Source organism: Microbacterium sp. MMO-10, from assembly GCF_037148715.1.
Lineage (GTDB): Bacteria > Actinomycetota > Actinomycetes > Actinomycetales > Microbacteriaceae > Microbacterium.
In genome coordinates, this window is the sequence record NZ_JBBCSV010000001.1 from 368548 (window position 1) to 389843 (window position 21296).

The window sequence follows — 21296 nt, forward strand, 5'->3', positions numbered from 1 at the left end:
ATCTTCTACTCGCCCTGCACAGCCGACGGCGTCCTCCCGTTCTGCACAGCTCGCACAATCGGCCGACGATCCCGTCCGCACCGCTGACACACTGGCCCGAACGGCGCAGAATGGAGGCATGGACATGACCGAACCGCAGGTGTGGACCCTCATCGGCGTCTTCACTGCGATCATGCTCGGCGGCATGACCCTGATGACGACCCTGCTGACGAAGACGATCGAGGCGCGCTTCGACGGGCTGCGCGGCGAGATGACCGGGCTGCGCGGCGAGATGAACGCCCGCTTCGACTCGGTGAACTCCCGACTCGAGAAGATCGAGCACACGGTCGACCGCCTCGACGACGAGGTCAGCGGTCTCGCGAAGCGGGTGTGGGGGTCCTGAGCCGCACGGAGGACGATCGGCGGAACTCCAAGAGCGTCACGCCGGAGTCGAATGCCGTCGACGCGGTGCGCGTGAACGCCTCCGGGGCGTAGCCGCTCCGCCCGAACAGCGGGATCCCGTCGCCGAAGAGCACGGGGTGCACCTTCAGCACCAGGCGGTCGATCTCCCCGGCGAGCTGCGCGGCGAGCGCCCCGCCGCCGCAGAGCCAGATGCCGCTGCCGGCCTCGGCCTTGAGTCGGCGGACGACCGGGACCGGATCCTCGTCGGCGAACTCCACGCCCTCGACCGGCTCCGCCTCGCGGTGCGTGAAGACGACCTGGCGCAGGTGGCGGTAGGGGCTCGTCAGGGTCGGGAGCCCGACCGCGTACGTGTTCCAGCCCATGAGCACGGTGTCGAACAGGGCACGGTCCTGCGTGAGGCCGATCGCCTCGGCATAGGCGGTGGGGAACGCATCGGGGAAACGCGCGCCGAGCGCCGCCATGTGGTCGCCCCCGTAGAGGAAGGCGTCGAACTGCCCGTCGGGACCGGCGATGAAGCCGTCCAGCGTGACGGCGATGTAGTACGTGAGCTCTCGCACAGGTCCTCCGATCCTCGGCACCATCCACGACAGGTGCAGTGATTGGAGACTACAACAGATGTTGTGGTTGCGCTACTCTGAGGACATGGCGAAGAACGAAGCGCGCAGAAGCGCCCTGGCCGATGCCGGCATCGCCGTGCTCGCCCGGGAGGGCTCGCGTGGGCTCACGCACCGCGCCGTCGACGACGAGGCCCAAGTGCCGACCGGCACCGCCTCGAATTACTTCCGCACCCGGGACGCGCTGGTCTCGGCACTCCTGGAGCGCATCTGGATCCGCCTCGGCGCCACCGCCGAGGATCTCGCGCTGCGCGCGCCCCGGGAGCCGAGCCGCGCGCTGTTCGCCGACTACACACGCGACATCGTGCGACGGCTCACCGCCGATCGCGCCGCCACCCTCGCCCTGTTCGAGCTGCGGCTCGAGGCCACCCGCCGACCCGCCCTCGCGGCGGCGCTCGCGCAGTGGCAGCAGGCGTCCCTCGACGCCGACGTCGCCTTCAACACCGCGGCGGGGCTGCCGGGCGGGCGTGCGGAGATCGCGCTGTTCCACTACGCGGTCGAAGGCCTCGTCTTCGACCGGCTCACCTCCCCGATCGACCCGGGGACGCCGACCGACGACGTCGTGGACGCCCTGGTCGCGGGGCTGCTGCCGCAGGCCTGACCCGCCGCCGAGCGACAGGGCGGAGAGGCGTCAGACGTTCACGTCCCCCACGAGGTTCACGCGGATCCCCATGCCGTCCAGCATCGCGGCCTTCGCCACGAGCGCCTTGTCCGCGGTCTCCGCATCGGGCGCGTAGACGAGCTGGGCGTGGTTGGCCTTGTGGCGCGCCATGAACTGGTCGCGGCTCTGGCCGTGCAGCACGACGTGCGCGATCGGCCACTCCGGGTTCGTGGCATCCTTGCGGCGCTGGGTCTCCTCGGCAGGGAGCTCGACGACGGTCCCGCGGAACACGTCCGCCTGCAGCACGCCGTCGGCGATGAAGATGCGGGAGAGCACGACCTCCCCTGGCTTCGAGACGCCGTTGATCGTGGCTCCTCCCGCCGGGAAGAACACGTGCCCCTGCCGCCAGCCCTCGGCCTGGTCCCAGCCGCCCAGGTGCGAGGCGGGGACGGATCCGGAGATCTCGTAGACCCAGACGAAGTCGTCGCCGAACTGCTCGCCCCAGCGCACGTCGTGCAGCGTGTTGTCGGGCACGAGGCCCATCGCCCGCCACACCCGGTCGGTCACGAGCGCGTCGACCGCGACGCCCTCGTCCGCCTCGTTGAAGTGCGGGAACGCCCGCCCCTCGTGCAGGATCCGGGATCCGTCGCGCGAGGTCACCGGCGGGCGCTCGGTGGAGTTCAGGATCCCCTCGGCGAGATCCGAGGCGGGCACGAGGTCCTTCAGTCCCTGCTGGTACTGGATCCCGACCGCGTCGAGGCCGAAGTCGTCGGCGATGCGGAGGGCGGCGACGTACATCTTGAGCTGCCATTGCACCTGCTCGCGGGTGAGTTCGGTGGCCCCGTCCTCGCCGTAGCGGAAGGTCATGCCGTGCGTGATGAGCCAGTCGTACGCGGCGTCCGCCTCGGCGTCCGTCACGGTCAGCATCTCGGCGTAGAGCGCCGACTGCGAGAGGCGCTCCTTGTAGATGCCGGTGCGGTTGAGCAGCTCGTCGTCGAAGATCGCGTTGTACATGCCCATGCAGCCCTCGTCGAAGACGCCGATGATGGCCTTGTCGGCGCGCAGCTGCGCGGCGAGCGCCTCGCCGAGCTGCTTCTCGGGCGAGTCCGGGAGCTCCGGCAGGGCGCGCACGTGCGAGGCGTCGTGCGTGATGCGCCCGGTCTCGGTCCACTCCGCAAGACCCTCGCGGAACCAGGGGTCGGTGAAGTCCACCGACCAGATGGTGGAGTACGGCTTGCCCATCTTCGTGAGGCCCGCGTTGAGCCCGAGCAGCCCGACGAGGCCGGGCCAGTCCGGTGCGAAGTTGGCGGTGGTGAGGATCGGACCGCGGTGCGTGCGCAGCCCCGCCAGCACGTGGTGGGAGTACTGCCAGTTGGCGGTGGCGACGATCAGCGGCGCGTCCTCGGGGATGCGCGTGAACACCTCCATCCCCATGCGCTGGCTCGAGATGTAGCCGTGGCCGGTGGCCGGATCCACACCGAACGGGCGGATCACCGTCCAGCCCAGGTCCTCGAAGGCGGCGGTGACCGCGGCCTCGGTCGCGGCCTGCACCGGCCAGCCCGCGACGTTGGCCGACTCGCGGAGGTCGCCGGAGGTGATCAGGTAGGCGGTCTTCGGCGCGGATGCGCGGCGCTCGATCGGCGCGGGGAGGGCGTAGCTCATGGGATTCTCCGGTTGCTGGATGGTGGTCACGTCGGTGGTAGCCGCTCAGGCGGGCGGCGGGAAGGTACGGGGTTCGCCCGGGACGAGTCGCACGTCGTGCGCGAGCAGGGCGCCGTGCAGCCGCAGCTCGGCGAGGTCGAGCGCTCCGCCGTCGAGCCGCAGGGTCAGCGCGCCCCCGTCGATCTCGGCGCATCCCCAGCCGGTGCCCGTGGTGAAGAGGAACCGCACGGGGGCGCCCTCGGCGAACGCGCCGGCCGCGGGCGCGAACGACAGCGTGCGGGCCGGGGCGTCCCACTGCGCGCCGCTCGCCCCCAGCAGCAGCGCCCAGGACGCGAGCGAGCGCGCGTAGTGGTTGCCGCACTCGATCTCGTTCCAGGGGTTGCGATGCGTCCCGTCGTAGCGCGAACGCAGCGCGCGCTCGACGCGCAGCGCGTCGTCGACGCGCCCCGCGTAGAGCAGCGTGGCCGCGACCTGGTGCTCGACTCCCGTCCACACCTCGTCGGAGTAGACGAACGGGATGGCGGGACGCCCGCCGCGCGGCCAGGAGGCGAGCAGCAGGCCGCCCTCGTCGTTCAGCGCGTAGACCCGCTGAGTGCTCTCGTGCGCAGAGAGGTCGGCCCGGTGGTTGTGCGCGACGATCGCGGCGAGCGCGCTGTCGAGGTGCGCGGGCGGCAGCAGCGGGTCGAGTCCGTTCAGATACGCATGGAACTGACCGAGCAGCTGGTCCGAGAGCACCCCGTCGCCGTACTGGTAGCGGTGCGCGTCGACGTCGTCGATCACCTGCCGGTAGTACTCGCCGGTGAAGAGCACGTCGTCCATCGCCGCGGCCACGTGATCGGCTCTCGCGGACCAGTTCCTGGCCCGCTCCGTCTCCCCCAGGTGGGCGGCCAGGCGCGCTCCGGCGCGGAGGGCGGCGAGGTACACGCCGTTGGCGAGCGGATCGATCCCGTGGAACTCGATGTCGTAGGTGTTGTGCAGCTCTCCGTCCAGCAGCCCGTCGCCGTCGCGGTCCCACTCGCGGGTCGCGTGCTCGAGGGTCCGCACCGCCGCGGGCCAGAGCTCGCGCAGGAACGCGTCGTCGCCCGAGAACCGCCATTCGCGATGCAGCCGGAGGAAGGTGCCGAGCTGCCCGTCGACGGCGGGCCCGATGAACCACGGAGCGGATCCGAACACGCGGTTGCCGCGGAACCTCTGCGCACCGTCCGCATCGGTCTCGAGCAGGAACTCCGGGCGGCGCGCGCTGCGCTCGAGCGCCGGGAACAGCCAGGCGACGGTCTGCGCGTAGGACCAGACGTGCGTGCAGGTCCCCTCGCACGACCCGCCGTGGTCGAAGGACCCCTCCCAAGCCGCGAACACCGGCCCCTCGCCCAGGGCGGGGTTCGGCGACTCCAGCACGAAGCAGGTCGTGGACCGCACCGCGGCGATGTTCGCGCCGATCGCGTCGGCGAGCACCGGGTCGAGCGTGCCGCCGTAGAGCGCCTCGACGAAGGCGTCCGTCGCGGCCTCGAGCGCGGGGAGCTCCCGGTGCAGGTGCGTCGCCGCGGACCAGGCATCGGGCCAGAGCGCGGCGTAGTGGTTGCGCACGACAGGCGGCAGGGACGGATCCACGGGGGCGTCGTCGAAGACGATGTGCCCGTGCCAGCCGCGCCGCCGGTTCGGGAACGACCAGCTCAGCACGAACTCGAAGTCGCGCGTCTCGCCGGGGACGAGCGTGTGGACGATGCCGAGGGATCCGGTGCGCAGCCGCGGCAGCTTCGCGAGCATCTGCTCCTCGGTGAGCGGCGGGGCATCCGGATCCGCGTCCTTCTCGGCGAACAGCCCGCGCGGGCGGTCTTCGAGCGTGAGCCGCGACTCGGCGTCGAGCAGCCCGTCGGCGGTGAGGTCGCTCCAGAACATCCGGGCGCCGTCGGGCCAGTAACTCGTGACCCATTGCGGCTTGACCGTGGTGGAGGCGTCGGCGGTGGTGAGGGCGAGGGTGCCGTAACCGGGGTCGTCACCGGGGAGGTCGATGCCGAAGTCGAGGCCGCGCACCTCCCCGTCATCGCGCCAGCGGACGCTCTGCGTGCCGCGCATGCCCCAGGGGGCGTCGGGGCCCGGTTCGCCGCGGCCCGCCGTGTGCGAGACGCTGCCGGCGACCGTGACCGCGACGGGCGCGTCGCCGGGATTCGAAACCCGGTAGCGCAGCACGGCCGCGGGGATGCCCGAGGCGTCGGCGTCGAGCGGGACGAGCGGCGTGAAGGCGTGCAGCGTCACGTCGACGGGCAGCGTGCGGTCGGCGAAGTCGATGTCGACCACGGGGTACTCCCCGTGCATCGTCGCCGCCTCGAGGCGAGGGAGGCCGACGAGATCGTCGAACGAGAAGCCGGCGTCGAGGTCGCGTCGCCCCGTCATGCGCGCCTCGAGAACGCGGGTGACGGGCTCGGCCCCCTCCGGTGCCGCGTGGATCGCGAAGAACGTGCGCGGATTGCGGCGATCCTTGTCGGGGTGGTTCTCGAGCTCCCAGTCGCGCAGTTCGCCGCGCGCTCCGAGCGAGACGTTGCCCGTGCCGATGCCGCCGAGGGGGAACGCCGCGCGCTCCGCGGTGTGCGGGACGGGACGGGCCCGGCGCGTCATGCCGGCACCTCCCGCTCGTCATCGGCGCGCTGCTGCTCCGCGAGTTCGTGCACGACCTCCGCGGTGCCCGCGTACAGCCGCAGGTAGCGGTCGAAGAGCGCGTCGTACGCGGAGGCCAGGGCGGGATCGGGAGCGATCGTCGTCACGACCGGGTTCCAGTCCGCGATCGCCGGTGCGGGGTCGGTCACGGCGCCCGCGGCGAGGAAGGCCGCGCCGTAGCTCGCGCCGATCGTGATCTGCGGCACTTCCTGCGCGAGCCCGGTCGCATCGGACACGATCTGCAGCCAGAGCCGCCCCTGGGTGCCTCCGCCGACCGCGACGATCCGGCGGATGTCCGCGCCCGCGTCGCGCATCGTCTGCACGTTGTGCCGCACGCCGAGCGCGGTCGCCTCCAGCGCCGCCCGGTACAGGTCGCCCCGGCCGTGGTCCAGGGTGAGACCCGCGATCACGCCGCGCGCATCCGGATCCTGGATCGGCGTCCGCTCGCCCGCGAAGTACGGCAGCATCACGAGCCCGCGCGCGCCCGGGCCGGACGCCTCGGCCTCGGCGAGCAGTTCGGGGTAGTCGGATCCCGTCAGGTCCTTCAGCCAGGCGGTGAGCGCGCCCGAGGTCGAGAGGCCGCCGGCGAGGTTGCGGGTGCCTGCGAACGCGCCCGCCGTCGTCCACAGGGAGGGCGTCCGCAGCGTCTCCTCCCCCGTGGCGACGAGGAACATCGTGGTGCCGTACATGAGCATGAGGTCGCCGACGCCGTGCGCACCGACGCTGACCGCTTCGGTCCAGGCGTCGATCGTGCCGGCGATGACCGGTGTGCCCTCGGGGATCCCGGTGACGAGGGCCGCCTCGGCGGTCACCAGGCCCGCGACATCCCCCGCCCAGAGCAGCGCGGGCTGCTCGAGCGGCGCCGCATAGCGCTGCCACCATTCGTCGTGCCAGCGCTCGTGCTCGATGTCGTACAGGGGCGAGACCTGGCTGGCGGACTGATGGTCCAGCACGTAGGCGCCGGTGAGCCGGTGCGCGAGCCACGAGGCCGGCATGAAGAGCCGCCGGGCCCGCTCCCACGCTCCCGGATCCTCGTCATGGATCCAGAGGATCTTCGGGCCTGCGGCCTGCGAGGTGAGGACGGATCCGCCCACGCGCGTGATCTCGGCGACGCCCAGGTCGGCCGTCATCCGTGCGATCTGCTCCCCGGCGCGCGTGTCGACGCCGTAGAGGACGGCCGGGCGGACCGGCTCACCCGCCGCGTCGACCAGCAGGATGCACGGCCCCATGCCGCTCACCCCGACCGCGGCGATCTCGGCGTCCGGCACGGCGGCGCGCAGCTCCCGGGCGAGGGAGACGAACTCGTCCCACCAGATCCCGCCGTCCATCTCGACCCAGCCGGTGCGCGGGCGGCTCACCTCGTGCGTCCGGGTCGCCTGGGCGAGGATCGCGCCGTCGGCATCCACGAGGACGCCCTTGCTGCTGGAGGTGCCGATGTCGACACCGATGGTGCACCGCACGCGCATCCTCCTCGATCGCTCGTCCTGGCCGGACGGCGATCACACTACGCGAAATCGATTTCAAGCGCAATCGGCCCGAGACCGTCCTCCACAGCGCCCGATGAGCGCGCCTTCTCCCCTGATTCTGTGAAACCGACTTCGAGACCTTTGGCTGATGACAGGCTCGGAACGACCGAAGACACTGGAGGCATGGACATGACCGAACCGCAGGTGTGGACCCTGATCGGACTCTTCGCCGCGATCATGCTCGGCGGCATGACGCTCATGACGACGCTTCTCACGAAGGCGATCAACGGACGGCTCGAAGCCCTCGAGGGCCGGTTCGACGGCAGGTTCGATGCCCTCGTGGGCCGGTTCGACGGCAGATTCGAGGCCCTCGAGGGCCGGTTCGACGGCAGATTCGAGACCATCGACGGCAAGTTCGAGGGCCTCCGCGGCGAGATGAACGCCCGCTTCGAAGCCATGGACGCCCGCTTCGAGGCGATGGACGGCAGGATCACCGGACTCCGTGCCGAGATGAGCGCCCGCTTCGACGCGGTGGACGTCAAGGTCTCGGCGCTCGACAAGGATGTGGCGGCGCTGGCCGACCGCCTCTGGCACTCCTGAGCGGGGGTCAGCGCGAGACGGTCGCCGCCTGGATCTCGTTGCGCAGCACGACGGTGCGGGCGGGCTGATCGTCGCCGCCGATCCGATCGAGGAGCATCCGGGCGGCGGTCACGCCCATGTGGCGCGCGGGCAGGCGTACGACGGTGACCACGCTCGGCGACAGCGTCGTGAACGGCAGCGAGCCGACGACCGCGACGCCCATCGCGGGCGGGGTGAGACCGCGCTCGGTGAGCACCTGGATCGCGCCGACGCCGATGAGGTTGTTGCCGGCGACGACGGCGTCGGGCGGCTCGGGCAACGCCAGCAGCTCCGCCATCGTCTCGCGCCCGCCGTCCACCCGGAACGACGAGAACCGCAGCAGCTCGGGATCCGCGGGGAGGCCGTGCGCCTTCAGCGCGGCACGCCAGCCGTCGGCGCGCTCGACCGCGGTCTCGATGTGCTCCGGGCCCGCGATGTGCGCGATGCGCGTGTATCCGGCCTCGATCAGCTGCTCGGTCGCGCTGCGGCCGGCGTCCCGGTTCGCCATGACGACCCCGTCGATGTCGTAGCCCGTGCTGCGATCGACCGCGACCACCGGCCGACCCGTCTCCAGCAGCTCGTCGAGAGAGGTGTGGTCGGACGCCGCGGCGAGGATCACGCCGGACATGTGCTCGGCGATCGCGATGCGCAGGTAGGTCTGCTCCTTCTCCACCTGGGCGTCGGAGTTGCAGAGCACGACCGAATAGCCGGCCTCGGAGGCGACATCCTCGACACCGCGCGCCATCTCGGTGAAGTACGGGTTCTCGATGTCGGGGATGACGAGCGCGATCACCTCGGAGCTCTGCCGCCGCAGCGTCCGGGCCGTGCGATTCGGGAAGAACTTCAGCTGGGCGGCCGCCTGACGCACCGCCGCGACCTTCTCATCCGAGACGCCCGCGCCGTTGAACACGCGCGACACCGTCGCAGGAGACACGCCGGCGAGACGCGCTACGTCGTAGATGGTCGCCATCCGGTCCTGCCTTCTGTTGTCCGTCAGGACACATTACCGTGATGAAATCGATTGCAACAGTGAGTGGGAATCGGTAGGGTGGCCGCACGCGCCGTCGCGGACGCCACGCGCGGATCCACCCCACCACGACCCGAGGACGTGCCCCGCCATGACTCTTACCGACCTGTCGTCCCTGTCCGCCCTGAGGACCGTGCAGACCCGGTCCATCTCCCCGGAGAACTTCGACGGCGCCGTCGGCGGCGGAGCCAGGGCGACCGAGGGCACCGGCGCCGATTGCGCGCGCGACCTCGGGCCCGGATGGAAGATCTCCCCGAGCGTCGACATCGCCGCGGGCGCGACGTTCGACCTCGCCTCGATCGAGGGGGCGGGCCGGATCACCCACATCTGGATCACCACGCACACCGACAACTGGCGCACGCTCATCCTGCGCGCCTACTGGGACGGCGCCGACGAACCCGCCGTCGAGGTGCCCTACGGCGACTTCTTCTGCAACGGCTGGGGCGTGTTCGCGCAGGTGAACTCGCAGGTGATCGCCGCGAACCCGCACGGCGGCTTCAACTCCTACTGGCCGATGCCGTTCCGCGACGGCGCACGCCTCACGATCGAGAACACCTCGGCGGTCGACGTGCGCGTCTACTACCAGGTGACCTACGAGATCGGCGGCGACTACTCCGCCGACGGGTACTTCCACGCGCAGTGGCGCCGCTCGAACCCGCTCGAGGAGCTCGTGCCGCACACGATCCTCGAGGGCGTCGAGGGCCGGGGGCAGTACGTCGGCACCTACATCGCGTGGGGCGTGAACTCCAACGGCTGGTGGGGCGAGGGCGAGATCAAGTTCTACCTCGACGACGACACCGACCACCCCACGATCTGCGGCACGGGAACCGAGGACTACTTCGGCGGCGCGTGGAACTTCGACATCCCGGGTCAGGGGTACACGACGTTCTCGACGCCCTATCTCGGCATGCCCCAGGTGATCCGTCCCGACGGGCTCTACCTCTCGCAACAGCGCTTCGGCATGTACCGCTGGCACCTCGCGGATCCGATCCACTTCTCCACCGGGATCCCGAAGGTCGACATCCAGGCGCTCGGGTGGCGCAGCGGCTGGCGCTACCTGCCCCTGCGCGACGACATCGCCTCCACCGCGATGTTCTACCTGGACCGGCCGACGGCCCGCCGCCCGAAGGCGCCCAGCGCAGACGACATGGAGGTGCACCTAGGAACGGCCCCCGTGCCGGACCTGGGATCCACTCCCCCGCGCGAACCGCGCAGCTGACGCCGTCGCACGAACGAGTCGCGAGCGAGTCGCGCATGCGCCGCGCGGTCTTCTTCTCCGCGCCGGGTCGGCCGGAGCTCAGGCCAGTGCACGCACCGGGCCGCGCAGCACGGCGCGGTCGAGGCCGTAGCGCCCGGCGCCGGTGAAGGCGAGGGCGAGCGCCCCCGCGCCGAGCACGGCCGCGAACTCCCAGCCTCCGTCACCGACCCAGATGCCGTTGCCGAGGTGCACGAGCACGATGGCGCCGATCATGTCGGCCGCCAGCAGCACGCCCACCGGACGTGTGAACAGGCCGGCGATGAGCAGGATCCCTCCGACGAGCTCGAGGAAGGCGATCACGGGTCCGGCGATCTCGGGCAGCGGCGCGCCCATGCCCGCGAAGGCCTGGACCGTGCCGGGCAGGGTGTACTCGAAGACCTTCTGCGCGCCGTGCGCGGCGAAGACGCCGCCCACGACGAGGCGCAGGACGAGGAGTCCGAGAGAGGCGGCGGGCTTCGTGGTGTTCGTCATTCCGGACAGCTCCTTCGTGGCAGGACACCGCGGCGAGCGCGGCTCGGGGCAGCCGCCCCGGCCCTCCACGCTACGGAGCCGCCCCTGTCATGTTTCTGAACGCAGGCTCAATATCCGGTGACGGCGCCGTCCGGGCGGGCGCCGTCGGAAGACTCGAACGCCTCAGGACGTGGGGATGACGATGATGGGCTGACTCGTCGGCTTCCCCGTGGGGGATCCGCCGGCCTGCTCCACCGTCACGGCGATCGCGTCGCCCGCATGCATGCTCCCGCTCAGCTGCGCCGTCGTCGTTCCCGGCTCGGCGGCGAAGACGCCGGCGGACACCGGGCCGTCGCCGCGGACGAACCACAGCTCGTAGGTCTGCTTTCCGCCGAGCGGCTCGAGGCCGTCCGACACGAGCACCGCCGTGCCGATCGACGCCGACCAGTGCGCCGTCGCATGACCGCCCGAGGGCAGCGACACGGTCTTCTGCGCCGCATCGGGCGCGTTCTCGATCCGGTCGAGCGCGACGACGGCCGCGGGGCGCAGCAGCTGCGGGATGACGACCGCGGCGCCCACGCCGAGACCGAGGATCAGCACGAGGCAGGCGGCGAGGGCGAACATCAGCCGTCGCGGTCGACGCGACACGTCCGCGGCTCCCGCGTCGGATGCGCTGCGCGAGTCCTCCGGAGCGACGGGACCGGGGGCCGCGCCGGCGACGGGGGCATCGGCCGGCACCGGCTCTGAGGCCGGTTCCGGCGCGAGCGCATCCTCTGCCGCCACCGAGGGCGCGTCCTCGGGATCAGCGCTCTGCGACGTCACCGCGATGCGGGCGAGGAGGGCGTCGCGAAGGGCCGGCGGAGGTGCGACGGAGGTCGCCCCCTCGGCGAGGAGCGCGGCGGTGTCGGCATCGTCCTCGGCGATCGCCGACCACTCGGGGTGCGCGGCGAGCGCGGCCCGATAGCGTCGCTCGTCCTCCGCCGACAGCGCCCCCAGGCTGTGGCCGGCGGCCAGCTCGGCGAACTCCGGCTCGTTCATGCGTTCACCCCCCAGTGCGTCCGAAGACGCGTGAGTCCATCTCTCATGCGGGTCTTCACCGTTCCCAGCGGTGATCCCGTGATGGTGGCGATCTCGCTCTGCGAGTATCCGCCGTAGTACGCGAGCACGAGCGCCTCGCGTTGCGCATCCGGCAGGGCGGAGAGGGCGCCGACCACCCGGTCCGCATCGATCGACAGCTCGGCCTGCTCGGCGACGCTGTCATGGGCGACGTCGAGGTCGCGCGCCCCGACCCGCACGTCGCGGTCGGCGCTGGCCTGCGAGGCCCGCACGCGGTCCACCGCCCGACGATGCGCGATCGTCAGGATCCAGGTCCGCCCCCGGCCTCGATCCGAGGCGAAGCGCGAAGCGGTCTGCCAGATCTCCAGGAAGACCTCCTGCAGCACCTCCTCGCTCTGCGAGCGATTCACCAGCACGCGGAGGATGAGACCGAAGACGCGCGGCGACAGCATGTCGTAGAGTTCGGCGAACGCCGGCTGATCGCCCTGCGCCACCCGCACCAGCAGCGCGGAGGCGGGGTCGTCGCCGCCGTCCTGCTCGGCGTGCTCCCGATCGTCGATCACCATGGCTTCCAGCATGCCTCACCTCCCCACCCCGTCCCGGCAATGCGTCGCTGATGAGCACTGCCGCGTCCCCGGGTCTGCCGCCCCTCCGCGCCGGACCGGACCGCATGTTCGGGCGGTGCCGTCGATCATGCGGTCCGGTCTGTGTCGCGAGGGCGCAGATCCTTACTGGGCCGGCGGCATCAGGACGGAGTCGATGAGGTACACGGTCGCGTTCGCGGTGTGGACGCCGCCGCAGATCACGTTCGCGTCGTTGACCTTGAGGCTGTCGCCCGATCCGGTCACCGTCACCTCGCCGCCCTCGACGGTCTTGTGGGTCCCGACGATGTCCTTCGGCGAGATCTGACCGGCGACGACGTGGTAGGTCAGGATCTTGCTGAGCGTGTCGGCCCCGGCGTCGGTCTTCAGCGTGTCGATGGTGGCGGGGTCGATCTTCTTGAACGCGTCATCGACGGGTGCGAACACGGTGAACTCGCTTCCGTTGAGCGTGTCGACCAGGTTCACCTTCGGGTTGAGCTTGCCGGAGACCGCCGCGACCAGCGTGGTCAGCAGCGGGTTGTTGCTGGCGGCCGTCGCCACCGGGTCCTGAGCCATCCCGGCGACCGAACCCGCGCCGGAGGGGACCTGCTGCGCGTACGCGCCGCACCCGGGGCCGACCAGATCGGCCGCCGGATCCATCGTCTGCGACGGGGACGCCTCCGGCGAGCTGACGGGCGGGGCCGACGACGAGCCGGACGACGAGCCGGACGACGACGAGCATCCCGTGAGGGCGAGCGCCGTGGCGGCCAGCAGGCCGGCGGTGACGAGCGAGACCTTGGTGTGCAGGCGAGCGGTGGATCGCATGATCTTCTCCTTTGACTGGTGCATCGCGACCGTTCATCGGCCGACACGATGCGTTCGGAGCCGTGCACCCAGCGGATTGGATCCGGATCGATGCACCATCCGTTCGGCCGCCCGCACCGAACCCAGGACATGGAACACAAGACAGGAAGTCACGGCGGGCGCGGCTGGGCGGCGCTCGCCGGCGTCGTCAGCGGCGCGGTGTTCGTCGCCGTCGCCGAGATCACGGCCTTCGCCGCCGCCCGCGACGCGAGCCCGCTGCTGGCGGCCGGCTCGTTCGTCATCGACATCGTGCCGCAGTGGGCCAAGGAGCTCGCGATCGACCTCTTCGGCGCGAACGACAAGCTCTTCCTCCTGCTGACCCTCGGCGTCGGAGTGCTGCTGGCCGCCGCGGCGGCCGGCCTCCTCGAGCGCCGCCGCCGCCCCGCCGGCGTCGCGGTGTTCGCCGTCGCCGGTGCCGCCGGGCTGGCGGCGGCCCTGACGCGCACGGGGGCGACGCCGTTGTCCGCCCTGCCCTCGCTCGCCGGCACGATCGCGGGCTGCGTCTTCCTGACGATGTCGATCGCGGCGCTGCGCCGATGGCGCGCACCCGGGGCCGCCGGCGACGGGGCGTCGGGGCCGGACCGCCGGCGCTTCCTCCTCCTGACCGCGGTGGGCGGGGTCACCGCGATCGTCGTGGGCACGGGAGCCCGGATCGGGACGATGGCGACGACCTCCGTCGCCTCCGTGCGCAAGGCGCTCCGCCTACCAGAGCCGCTGTCCCGGATCACCGTGCCCGCCGGCGCCGAGCTCGACATCCCGGGGCTCTCCCCGCTGTTCACCCCGAACGCGGACTTCTACCGCGTCGACACCGCCCTGACGGTGCCGTCCCTGGCCCCGGCGGACTGGCGGCTGACGGTCGACGGCATGGTCGGCGAGAAGGTGGAGCTGAGCTTCGACGAGCTGCTGCGGATGGGGCTGCGGGAGTACGCCGTGACGCTGACCTGCGTGTCGAACCAGGTCGGCGGCGACCTCGTCGGCACCGCACGGTGGCTGGGCGTCCCCGTCCGCGAGGTGCTCGCCCGCGCCAAGCCCGAGCAGGGCGCCGACATGGTGCTCTCCCGCAGCGTCGACGGCTTCACCGCGAGCACGCCGCTGGACGCGCTCACGGATCCGAGCAGGGATGCCATCCTCGCCGTCGCGATGAACGGCGAGCCCCTGCCGCCGGAGCACGGCTTCCCGGTGCGGATGGTCGTGCCGGGGCTCTACGGCTATGTCTCGGCGACGAAGTGGCTCACCCGGATGACGGTCACGACGTTCGAGAAGGACCAGGCCTACTGGACGCCTCGCGGGTACAGCGCACAGGCGCCGATCAAGCTGTCGAGCCGGATCGACACGCCGCGCATCGACAAGGAGATCCCTCCGGGAGCCGCCCGGATCGCCGGGGTCGCCTGGGCGCAGACGGTGGGGATCGCGCGAGTCGAGGTGCAGATCGACGGCGGGGCCTGGCAGACCGCGACGCTGTCCGCCCCGGTCAGCGCCGACACCTGGGTGCAGTGGTTCCTGGACTGGAACGCGACCAGCGGCAGCCACACCCTCGTCGTCCGCGCCACCGATCGGAACGGCCGGATGCAGGAGCAGGAGCGCACCCCGATCGCGCCGAACGGATCGACCGGCTGGCAGTCCACCGTCGTCCGCGTGGGCACCGCGGGCTGAGCGGCGCGACCGGTCGGAGCCTCAGACGAGCCCCTGGATCCGGAACTGCTCCACGTGGTAGACGCTGTTGTTCCCGGTGTTCCACTGGCTCACGCCGAGGTGCAGATCCGACAGGGTGGAGCCGGGGATGATGTACCCGCCGTAGAGCTGCGCGACGTGACTGGCGTCCTCCGCGCCCCACTCGCACCCCGTGAGCAGCGTGGTCTTCGCGGCCGTGTAGAGGTTGTCGGTCGGGGTGTTCAGCACCATCGCGTCGATCCGGTAGGCGCCGGCGTTGAACCAGGTGAGGATCCACTTCCCGCCGAGGGGCCGCAGGCACATCTCGCCGAACTTCCCCGGCAGCACCTCGGTCGCCGGGTTGCCCCAGCTCCAGGCGCCGTTCGCATAGCCCCAGGGCTGGTAGGCCGACAGCGCGGTCATGCTGTTCTGCGGCACCCGGTAGAGCACGATGCCCTTGTCGCGCTGGAAGCCGGTGCCGTAGATGTACACGTAGCCGTCGTTGCCCTGTCCCCACGTGATGCACTGGAAGCGGCCGCCGGCCATGTCCGCGGGGAACTTGAGGCCGGTGTGCTGCCAGGTCGCACCGGAGTCGTCGGACTGCCACAGCTCGGTCCAGCGCACCGCCCCGAAAGTGGGCCCGTTCACGATCGCGTGCAGGTACATGCGGGTTCCGATCGTGATCACATCCGAGGGGATCACGGTCTCGTAATAGGCGTCGTGCGGGTAGTACCAGAGCTGGGGGGCGGTGACCTGCGTGTTCGCGCCCGCGCCTGCCGCCCCGCTGAACACGACGCCGGTGGCGAGGTCGCTCGTCGACGAGTACAGCGCGACCGGCGAGCGCCAGTCGGTGCCGCCCACGGCGTCGGCCCAGGTGTCCCCGAAGACGAAGAGCAGACGGCCGTCGGGCGTGCGCGCGGGGATCCCGAGATCGGTGGCCCCCACTCCGTACTGCACTCCGGCCTGGGTGCCGGCGAGCACCTTGAGCCTCGTGACGGTGAGCCCGGCCGCGGCCGCGGGGCCGGCCCCCAGTGCGGAGACGCCGAGCGCGGCTCCCGCGGCGAGGGCTCCCTGCAGGAGACCCCGGCGGGTCAGTGCGTGGGCGGGACGGGTCGGTCGTTCGGACATGGCATTCTCCCCTTCGAGAACACGGCCGCCTACTTGAGGCCGGCCATCTTGATGTTGCCGATGATCTGGCGCTGGAAGATGAGGAACAGGATCACGACCGGAGCCGCCGCCAGCACGGATCCGGCCATCAGCAGCCCGAGCTCGCTCGAGCCGCGTCCGGTGCGGAACTCCGCCAGGTACTGCTGCAGCACGAACTTCTCCGGCGACGTGATCGTCATGATCGGCCAGACGTAGGAGTTCCAGTAGGCGAGGAACGCCGTGATCCCCATCACCACGAACGGCGGCTTCGACAGCGGCAGGAAGATGCGCACGAAGATCCCGAAGCGGCCGCAGCCGTCCAGCATCGCGGCCTCCTCGAGGCTGGCCGGGATGTTCAGGTAGAACTGCCGGATGAAGAAGACCGACGCCGCGCTTGCAGCCCCCGGGATCACCAGCACGGCGAGTGTGTCCAGCATCGCGAGCTTCGTCACCACGATGAAGCTCGTGAGCAGGATCGTCATGCCCGGGATGAACATCGTCGTGATGACGGCGACCCACAGCGTGCGCTGGAACCGGAACTGCAACCGCGCGAACGCATAGGCGGCGAGCGAGTTCACCGTGAGGCTCAGCACCGTGAACAGGATGGCGCCGAGGAACGTCCAGCCCAGGGTGCGCAAGAACGTCGCGTCACCGAGGATCTTGGTGTAGTTGTCCCAGTGCCACACCTCGGGGAAGAACTGGAACGGCGTGCTCAGCACCTCGGTCTTCGCCTTGAAGCCGGCGATCACCATCCAGGCGAGAGGGAACAGCGCCGCGACCAGGAAAAGCAGGCCGACGAACGCCTTGCCGACGAGGATCGCCCAGCCGGTGACGCCGTGCGGCGCCGTGAACCGGCGGTGGTCCTTTCCGGCCAGGACGATCCGAGTGGTCTCCAGGGCGGTGGTCGGGGAGGTCGCACTCATCAGTCGACGAGCCTTTCGGAGTTGATGAACTTGAAGACGAGCGCCGAGACGGATCCCAGCACGACGAAGAGCAGCAGGGCCGCGGCGATCGAGTAGCCCACGTTCACGTCGTTGCGGAAGTGGTTGAAGATGAACAGGTTCGGCAGCGTGGTCGAGTCCAGCGGTCCGCCCTGCGTCATGACGAGGGGCAGCTCGAACTGCTGGATCGCGGCGACGAAGCCGGTGATCAGCAGGTAGAGGAACACGTTCTTCATCTGGGGCATCGTGATGTAGAAGGTCTTCTGCCACCAGCCGGCGCCCTCCATCGCCGCGGCCTCGTAGTACTCCGTCGGGATGTCCACCATGGCGGCGACCATGATGAGCGAGGTGATGCCCATGCCGAGCCACACCGCGGGCACCGCCACGGAGAGCAGCGCCCACGCGGGATCCCCGATCCACGCCACGGGGTCGATGTGGAACACGGCGAGCACGGCGTTCAGGATGCCGCCGTCGTAGGTGTAGATCAGCACGAACACGATCGACGCGATCACGGACGAGATGATCGTCGGGATGTAGATGCTGACCTTGAGCACGGTCGCGAACCGCCGGGAGACGCTCACGACGAGGCTCGCGAACAGGAACGCCAGCACGAGCATCGGCGGCACCGTCATCAGGACGAACAGGAATCCGCGGCCGATCGTCGCGACGAACAGCGGATCCGTCAGCACGTCGACGTAGTTCTTCCCGCCGACGAACTGCGGGTCCTTGTAGAAGCTCCAGTCCTGGAACGAGAGGAACGCCGCGTACACCGCCGGCCAGGCGACGAAGATCCCGAGCAGGATCACCACGGGGGCGAGCAGCAGGTAGGCGAGCTTCGTGTCGCGGTACCGGTGCCGGTCCGCTCTGCGCTTGGCTGCGCGCCGGTCGTCGATCGCTTGCGTGGTCATCGGTGCTCTCCGTCGGGGGGATGGTGCGGGGCCGGGCTGCGCGGTCGGGGACGGCCGCACAGCGGTCCCCGACCGCGCCGCGCTCACTTCTTCGGAGCCTTGCTCGGCAGATCCTGCGACTGGATCACCTTCTGGATCGCGGCGTCCGCGGTCTTGATGGCGTCGTCCGGCGAAGCCGCGCCCTTCATGACCGACTCCATCGCGGTGCCGACCGCGAGCGAGACGTCCCACGGGTAGGTCGGCTCGGGGATCGCGTCGGGCGCGATGTCGTTCGTGATCACGCTCGACCACGGCGCCTTCGCGGCGGCCTCGTCCTTGGCGACGGCCTCCTGCACCGATTTGCGCACGGGGACCTTGGTGAACTGGGTGTTCACGAAGAACGGCACGAGGTTCTGCGGATCACCGGCGAGCGACCACTCCAGGAACTTCCCGGCGGCGTCGGCGTGCTTGCTCTTCGCGTCGATGACCCACTTGAAGTTGCCGAGCGTGGTGGCGGTGCGGCCGTCGGCGTTGGAGGCGTTCGGGAAGGCGCCGATGCCCGTCTTGGTGAGCAGGTCCGGGTAGTCGGATCCGATCTCCGACATCATCCAGGAGCCGGAGACCTTGAAGGCGACCTTCTTCTGGCCGAAGTCCTTGCCCTCGACGTAGGCGGCGAGCGCCTGCTTGGGCATGTATCCCTTGTCCCAGAGCTCCTTGTACTTCGACATCAGGTCGCGGTACGCGGCGTTGTCGATGTCCGGGGACTTCCAGTCGTCGGTGAGCGCCGTGTGCCCGGCGAAGTTGTACTGCTGGCCGACGGTCGACCAGGCGAACGTGATGGCGTCGGACGCGGGCGAGATGCAGTACTGCCCCTGGGCGAGCGTCGGCTGGATCTTGGCGCAGTCGGCGAGCAGGTCGTCCCAGGTCGCGGGGCCCTTGTCCGTGTCCACACCGGCCTTGGAGAGCATGTCCTTGTTCCAGAACAGCACGGTCTGGGCCTCCTGCAGGAGGGGGTAGGCGTAGTAGGTGCCGCCGATCTCGGACACCGACTTCGCCGAGTCGATGATCTCGTCCAGCTTGGAGGTGTCGACGACCTTGCCGAGGTCGTACAGCTGACCGGCGTTGACCGCGTCCTGGATGCTGCCGGAGTGGGTGTAGATGTCGGGCGCCTTGCCCGCGGCCTGGGCCGCCTTCATCTTCTGGTCCCACGCGTCGGCGGGGATCTCGGTGTCCTTGACGACGATCTTGTCCTGGGAGGCGTTGAACTTCTTGACGATGTCCTTGTACCAGGCGTTCTCGGGCGGGGTGAACGTGCGGTGCCAGAACTCGATGGTGGTCTTGCCGCTGGAGTCGCCTCCGTCCCCGGCGGCCTGCCCCGGAGTGCTCGAGCCGCAGCCCGCGAGCAGTCCAACCGCCGTGATGCCGCCGAGCGTGGCCATCACGACCCGGCGCGTGCGCTGTGTGTCCGTCTTCATGGGTTCCTCCTCGGGAACACGACTTCCTCGTCGATTCGGTGCTGGGTCCGGCACAGGGGTCCGGGTCCGCGGTCGCGCTGAGTCGGCATCGACCGGGCTGCACCCAGGGTAGGCGAAATCGATTTCAGATACAAGACACTCGTGGATGATCCCGGGCGCGCCCCCTACTCGGGTGTCGTGGTGGCGCTCTACGGCACACAGGGAAACAGGTCTCGATGCCCGCAGCGCCTCAGGGCGCATGAGGCAGGAAATCGATTTCATGCCCCGGATCGAGACCACAGCGGTCGCACGGCACCGGATCGGGGCGGCGCGATCGCGCGCGGCCCTGCACCGGAGGCGCCTCAGCGCCGGCTGTCGTCCGGGTCGTCGGCGAGTTCCTCGTCCGACGCCTCGGTGCGGCTCCCCCAGGGGCGCCACAGCACGACCTCGGTCGACCGACGGATCCGCCGTCCCGACGGCACGGCCATGATGGATCCGGTCGCACCGGCGGCGAAGACCCGCACGCCGGGGCGGGAGGCGCGCTCTTCGCGCAGGGAATGCTCGAGCTCGACCACGCGGCGGCGGAGCGTGCGCACCTCATCCTCGAGGTCGAGCAGCTTCGCGATCGCCGGCAGGCTCATGCCCTCGCTGGACAGCTGGGCGACCTCGCGCAGCTGGGCGATGTCGCGCTGGGAGTAGCGGCGGGATCCGCCCCGCGTGCGGCCGGGCACGACCAGTCCGATCCGGTCGTACTGGCGGAGGGTCTGCGGGTGCATGCCGGCCAGTTCGGCGGCGACCGCGATCGCGAAGATCGGGGTGTCGGCGCTCATGCGCTCATCGCCCATGGCGCACCGCATTTCGGCTCTGCCGGCACAAGGTCGACTGACCGAGATCAGGAGAATCCACAGGGATCCACCTGATCTCGGTCAGTTCGCCCGTTCCCGGCACGGAGAGAGCCCGAGCGGAGGCGCTCATCACGCCCGCGCCTTCGCCAGAAGCTCGGCGCGCGGGTTCTCCGCGGGCTCGGCGGCGCGGAAGCGCTCGAGCGCCTCGCGTGCGGCCTCGTCCAGATGCGCCGGCACGGCGACCTGGACCTCGGCGAGCAGGTCCCCCGAGCCCTTGGACGTGGTGACGCCGCGTCCCTTGACCCGCAGCACCCGGCCGGACGGCGTTCCCGCCGCGACCTTGAGCTTGACCGGATCCCCGCCGAGCGTCGGCACCTCGATGGTGGCGCCGAGGGCCGCCTCCGTGAACGTCACCGGCACGGTCACCCGCAGGTTCAGCCCGTCACGGGTGAACACCGGATGGGGCTTCACGGAGACCTGCACCACGATGTCGCCGTTCTCGCCGCCGTCGGGCGAAGGCCGCCCGCGACCGCGCAGACGGATCTTCTGCCCGTCCTTCACGCCCGCGGGGATCTTCACCTTGAGCGGACGGCCGTCCTCGCCCTGCAGCGTGACGGTCTCGCCCTGCACCGCGGTCGCGAACGACAGCGTCGTGCGGGCCGTGACGTCGGCGCCCTTCTGGGGCCCGCCGAAGCCGCGGAAGCCGCCGGACGGCTGTCCGAACCGACCGGATCCGAACGACCCTCCGCCGCCCTGGTTGAACATCGCGAAGATGTCGTCGAAGTCGGCGGTCTGGCTGCCGCGGCCCCGGTTGAACGCGCTGAACACGTCGTCGAAGCCGCCGTTGCCGGCGCTGCCGGGCGCGGTGAACCGCGCCCCGCCGGCGCCCATCGCGCGGATCTGGTCGTACTCGGCGCGCTGCTCGGTGTCGGAGAGCACCGAGTACGCCTCGCTGATCTCCTTGAACTTCGCCTCCGCCGCGGCGTCGCCGGGGTTGGAGTCGGGGTGGTACTTGCGTGCGAGCTTGCGGTAGGTCTTCTTCAGGTCCGCCTCGGAGATGTCCTTCGAGACGCCGAGGGTCTTGTAGAAGTCCTTGTCGAACCAGTCCTGGCTAGCCATCGA

The 21296-nt window shown here is 70.6% G+C and carries 20 protein-coding genes; 5 read left to right on the top strand and 15 right to left on the bottom strand.

The features are described 5' to 3' along the window. Positions 1-118: 118 nt before the first annotated feature. Positions 119-382 carry a hypothetical protein gene (locus WFJ17_RS01610; RefSeq protein ID WP_251443083.1) on the top strand — a complete coding sequence of 88 codons (264 nt, stop codon included), beginning with the start codon at positions 119-121 and terminating at the stop codon, positions 380-382. Here WFJ17_RS01610 and WFJ17_RS01615 read toward each other — a convergent pair. Next, on the bottom strand, positions 348-959 hold the full coding sequence (locus WFJ17_RS01615) for a dihydrofolate reductase family protein (protein WP_336647481.1): 612 nt from the start codon (positions 957-959) through the stop codon (positions 348-350). The genes WFJ17_RS01610 and WFJ17_RS01615 overlap by 35 nt on opposite strands. 85 nt (positions 960-1044) lie before the next feature. Between WFJ17_RS01615 and WFJ17_RS01620 the strand changes: the two genes are divergently transcribed. After that, a complete protein-coding gene (locus tag WFJ17_RS01620) occupies positions 1045-1617 on the top strand; it encodes a TetR/AcrR family transcriptional regulator (RefSeq protein WP_336647482.1) in 573 nt (190 codons plus the stop codon). Between the two features lie 30 nt (positions 1618-1647). Here the strand turns inward: WFJ17_RS01620 and WFJ17_RS01625 are convergent, their stop codons facing one another. The 3 genes from WFJ17_RS01625 to WFJ17_RS01635 are packed head-to-tail and all read right to left on the bottom strand — an operon-like array spanning position 1648 to position 7397. Next, entirely contained in the window at positions 1648-3279 is a 1632-nt protein-coding gene (locus WFJ17_RS01625; RefSeq protein WP_336647483.1) for a fucose isomerase, read from the bottom strand. A gap of 45 nt (positions 3280-3324) precedes the next feature. Next, positions 3325-5892, bottom strand: coding sequence for a GH116 family glycosyl-hydrolase (locus tag WFJ17_RS01630; RefSeq protein ID WP_336647484.1), 2568 nt, complete (start codon positions 5890-5892; stop codon positions 3325-3327). Beyond that, positions 5889-7397, bottom strand: a complete 1509-nt coding sequence (locus WFJ17_RS01635) for an FGGY-family carbohydrate kinase (protein ID WP_336647485.1) — start codon at positions 7395-7397, stop codon at positions 5889-5891. Before WFJ17_RS01635 ends, WFJ17_RS01630 begins: the two co-directional genes overlap by 4 nt. Before the next feature lie 183 nt (positions 7398-7580). On the opposite strand from WFJ17_RS01635, the gene WFJ17_RS01640 reads away from it, so the two are divergent. Then, positions 7581-7997: a hypothetical protein gene (locus tag WFJ17_RS01640; protein WP_251443095.1), complete on the top strand. Its 417-nt coding sequence runs from the start codon at positions 7581-7583 to the stop codon at positions 7995-7997. A gap of 7 nt (positions 7998-8004) precedes the next feature. Here WFJ17_RS01640 and WFJ17_RS01645 read toward each other — a convergent pair whose 3' ends face one another. Next, positions 8005-8985: a LacI family DNA-binding transcriptional regulator gene (locus WFJ17_RS01645; RefSeq protein ID WP_251443098.1), complete on the bottom strand. Its 981-nt coding sequence runs from the start codon at positions 8983-8985 to the stop codon at positions 8005-8007. 148 nt (positions 8986-9133) lie between these two features. Between WFJ17_RS01645 and WFJ17_RS01650 the strand changes: the two genes are divergently transcribed. After that, positions 9134-10261 (top strand): glycoside hydrolase family 172 protein, encoded by a 1128-nt coding sequence (locus tag WFJ17_RS01650; RefSeq protein WP_251443101.1) that lies wholly within the window; start codon positions 9134-9136, stop codon positions 10259-10261. A gap of 78 nt (positions 10262-10339) precedes the next feature. Here the strand turns inward: WFJ17_RS01650 and WFJ17_RS01655 are convergent, their stop codons facing one another. From WFJ17_RS01655 to WFJ17_RS01670, 4 genes are all read right to left on the bottom strand, one after another. Then, positions 10340-10771, bottom strand: a complete 432-nt coding sequence (locus WFJ17_RS01655) for a DoxX family protein (RefSeq protein ID WP_251443104.1) — start codon at positions 10769-10771, stop codon at positions 10340-10342. A gap of 162 nt (positions 10772-10933) precedes the next feature. Beyond that, positions 10934-11788, bottom strand: coding sequence for an anti-sigma factor (locus WFJ17_RS01660; protein WP_336647486.1), 855 nt, complete (start codon positions 11786-11788; stop codon positions 10934-10936). Then, positions 11785-12384 (bottom strand): ECF RNA polymerase sigma factor SigK, encoded by a 600-nt coding sequence (gene sigK, locus WFJ17_RS01665; RefSeq protein WP_374208773.1) that lies wholly within the window; start codon positions 12382-12384, stop codon positions 11785-11787. The genes WFJ17_RS01660 and sigK overlap by 4 nt, the downstream gene beginning before the upstream one ends. A 150-nt stretch (positions 12385-12534) precedes the next feature. Then, positions 12535-13212 carry a fasciclin domain-containing protein gene (locus WFJ17_RS01670; RefSeq protein ID WP_336647487.1) on the bottom strand — a complete coding sequence of 226 codons (678 nt, stop codon included), beginning with the start codon at positions 13210-13212 and terminating at the stop codon, positions 12535-12537. Positions 13213-13341: 129 nt separating this feature from the next. On the opposite strand from WFJ17_RS01670, the gene WFJ17_RS01675 reads away from it, so the two are divergent. Further along, entirely contained in the window at positions 13342-14904 is a 1563-nt protein-coding gene (locus WFJ17_RS01675; protein ID WP_336647488.1) for a molybdopterin-dependent oxidoreductase, read from the top strand. 21 nt (positions 14905-14925) lie between these two features. Here WFJ17_RS01675 and WFJ17_RS01680 read toward each other — a convergent pair whose 3' ends face one another. The 6 genes from WFJ17_RS01680 to WFJ17_RS01705 form a co-directional block, all read right to left on the bottom strand. Next, positions 14926-16029: a DUF4185 domain-containing protein gene (locus WFJ17_RS01680; RefSeq protein WP_336647489.1), complete on the bottom strand. Its 1104-nt coding sequence runs from the start codon at positions 16027-16029 to the stop codon at positions 14926-14928. A gap of 29 nt (positions 16030-16058) precedes the next feature. After that, the gene (locus tag WFJ17_RS01685) at positions 16059-16970 is read right to left on the bottom strand and encodes a carbohydrate ABC transporter permease (protein ID WP_251443115.1); all 912 of its coding nucleotides are present in this window, start codon (positions 16968-16970) and stop codon (positions 16059-16061) included. Further along, positions 16970-17896 (bottom strand): carbohydrate ABC transporter permease, encoded by a 927-nt coding sequence (locus WFJ17_RS01690; protein ID WP_251443117.1) that lies wholly within the window; start codon positions 17894-17896, stop codon positions 16970-16972. The genes WFJ17_RS01685 and WFJ17_RS01690 overlap by 1 nt, the downstream gene beginning before the upstream one ends. Before the next feature lie 83 nt (positions 17897-17979). Continuing rightward, positions 17980-19350, bottom strand: coding sequence for an ABC transporter substrate-binding protein (locus WFJ17_RS01695; protein ID WP_336647490.1), 1371 nt, complete (start codon positions 19348-19350; stop codon positions 17980-17982). Between the two features lie 341 nt (positions 19351-19691). Then, a complete protein-coding gene (locus WFJ17_RS01700; RefSeq protein WP_251443122.1) occupies positions 19692-20174 on the bottom strand; it encodes a heat shock protein transcriptional repressor HspR in 483 nt (160 codons plus the stop codon). 129 nt (positions 20175-20303) lie between these two features. After that, positions 20304-21293, bottom strand: coding sequence for a DnaJ C-terminal domain-containing protein (locus WFJ17_RS01705; RefSeq protein ID WP_251443124.1), 990 nt, complete (start codon positions 21291-21293; stop codon positions 20304-20306). Positions 21294-21296 lie beyond the last annotated feature (3 nt).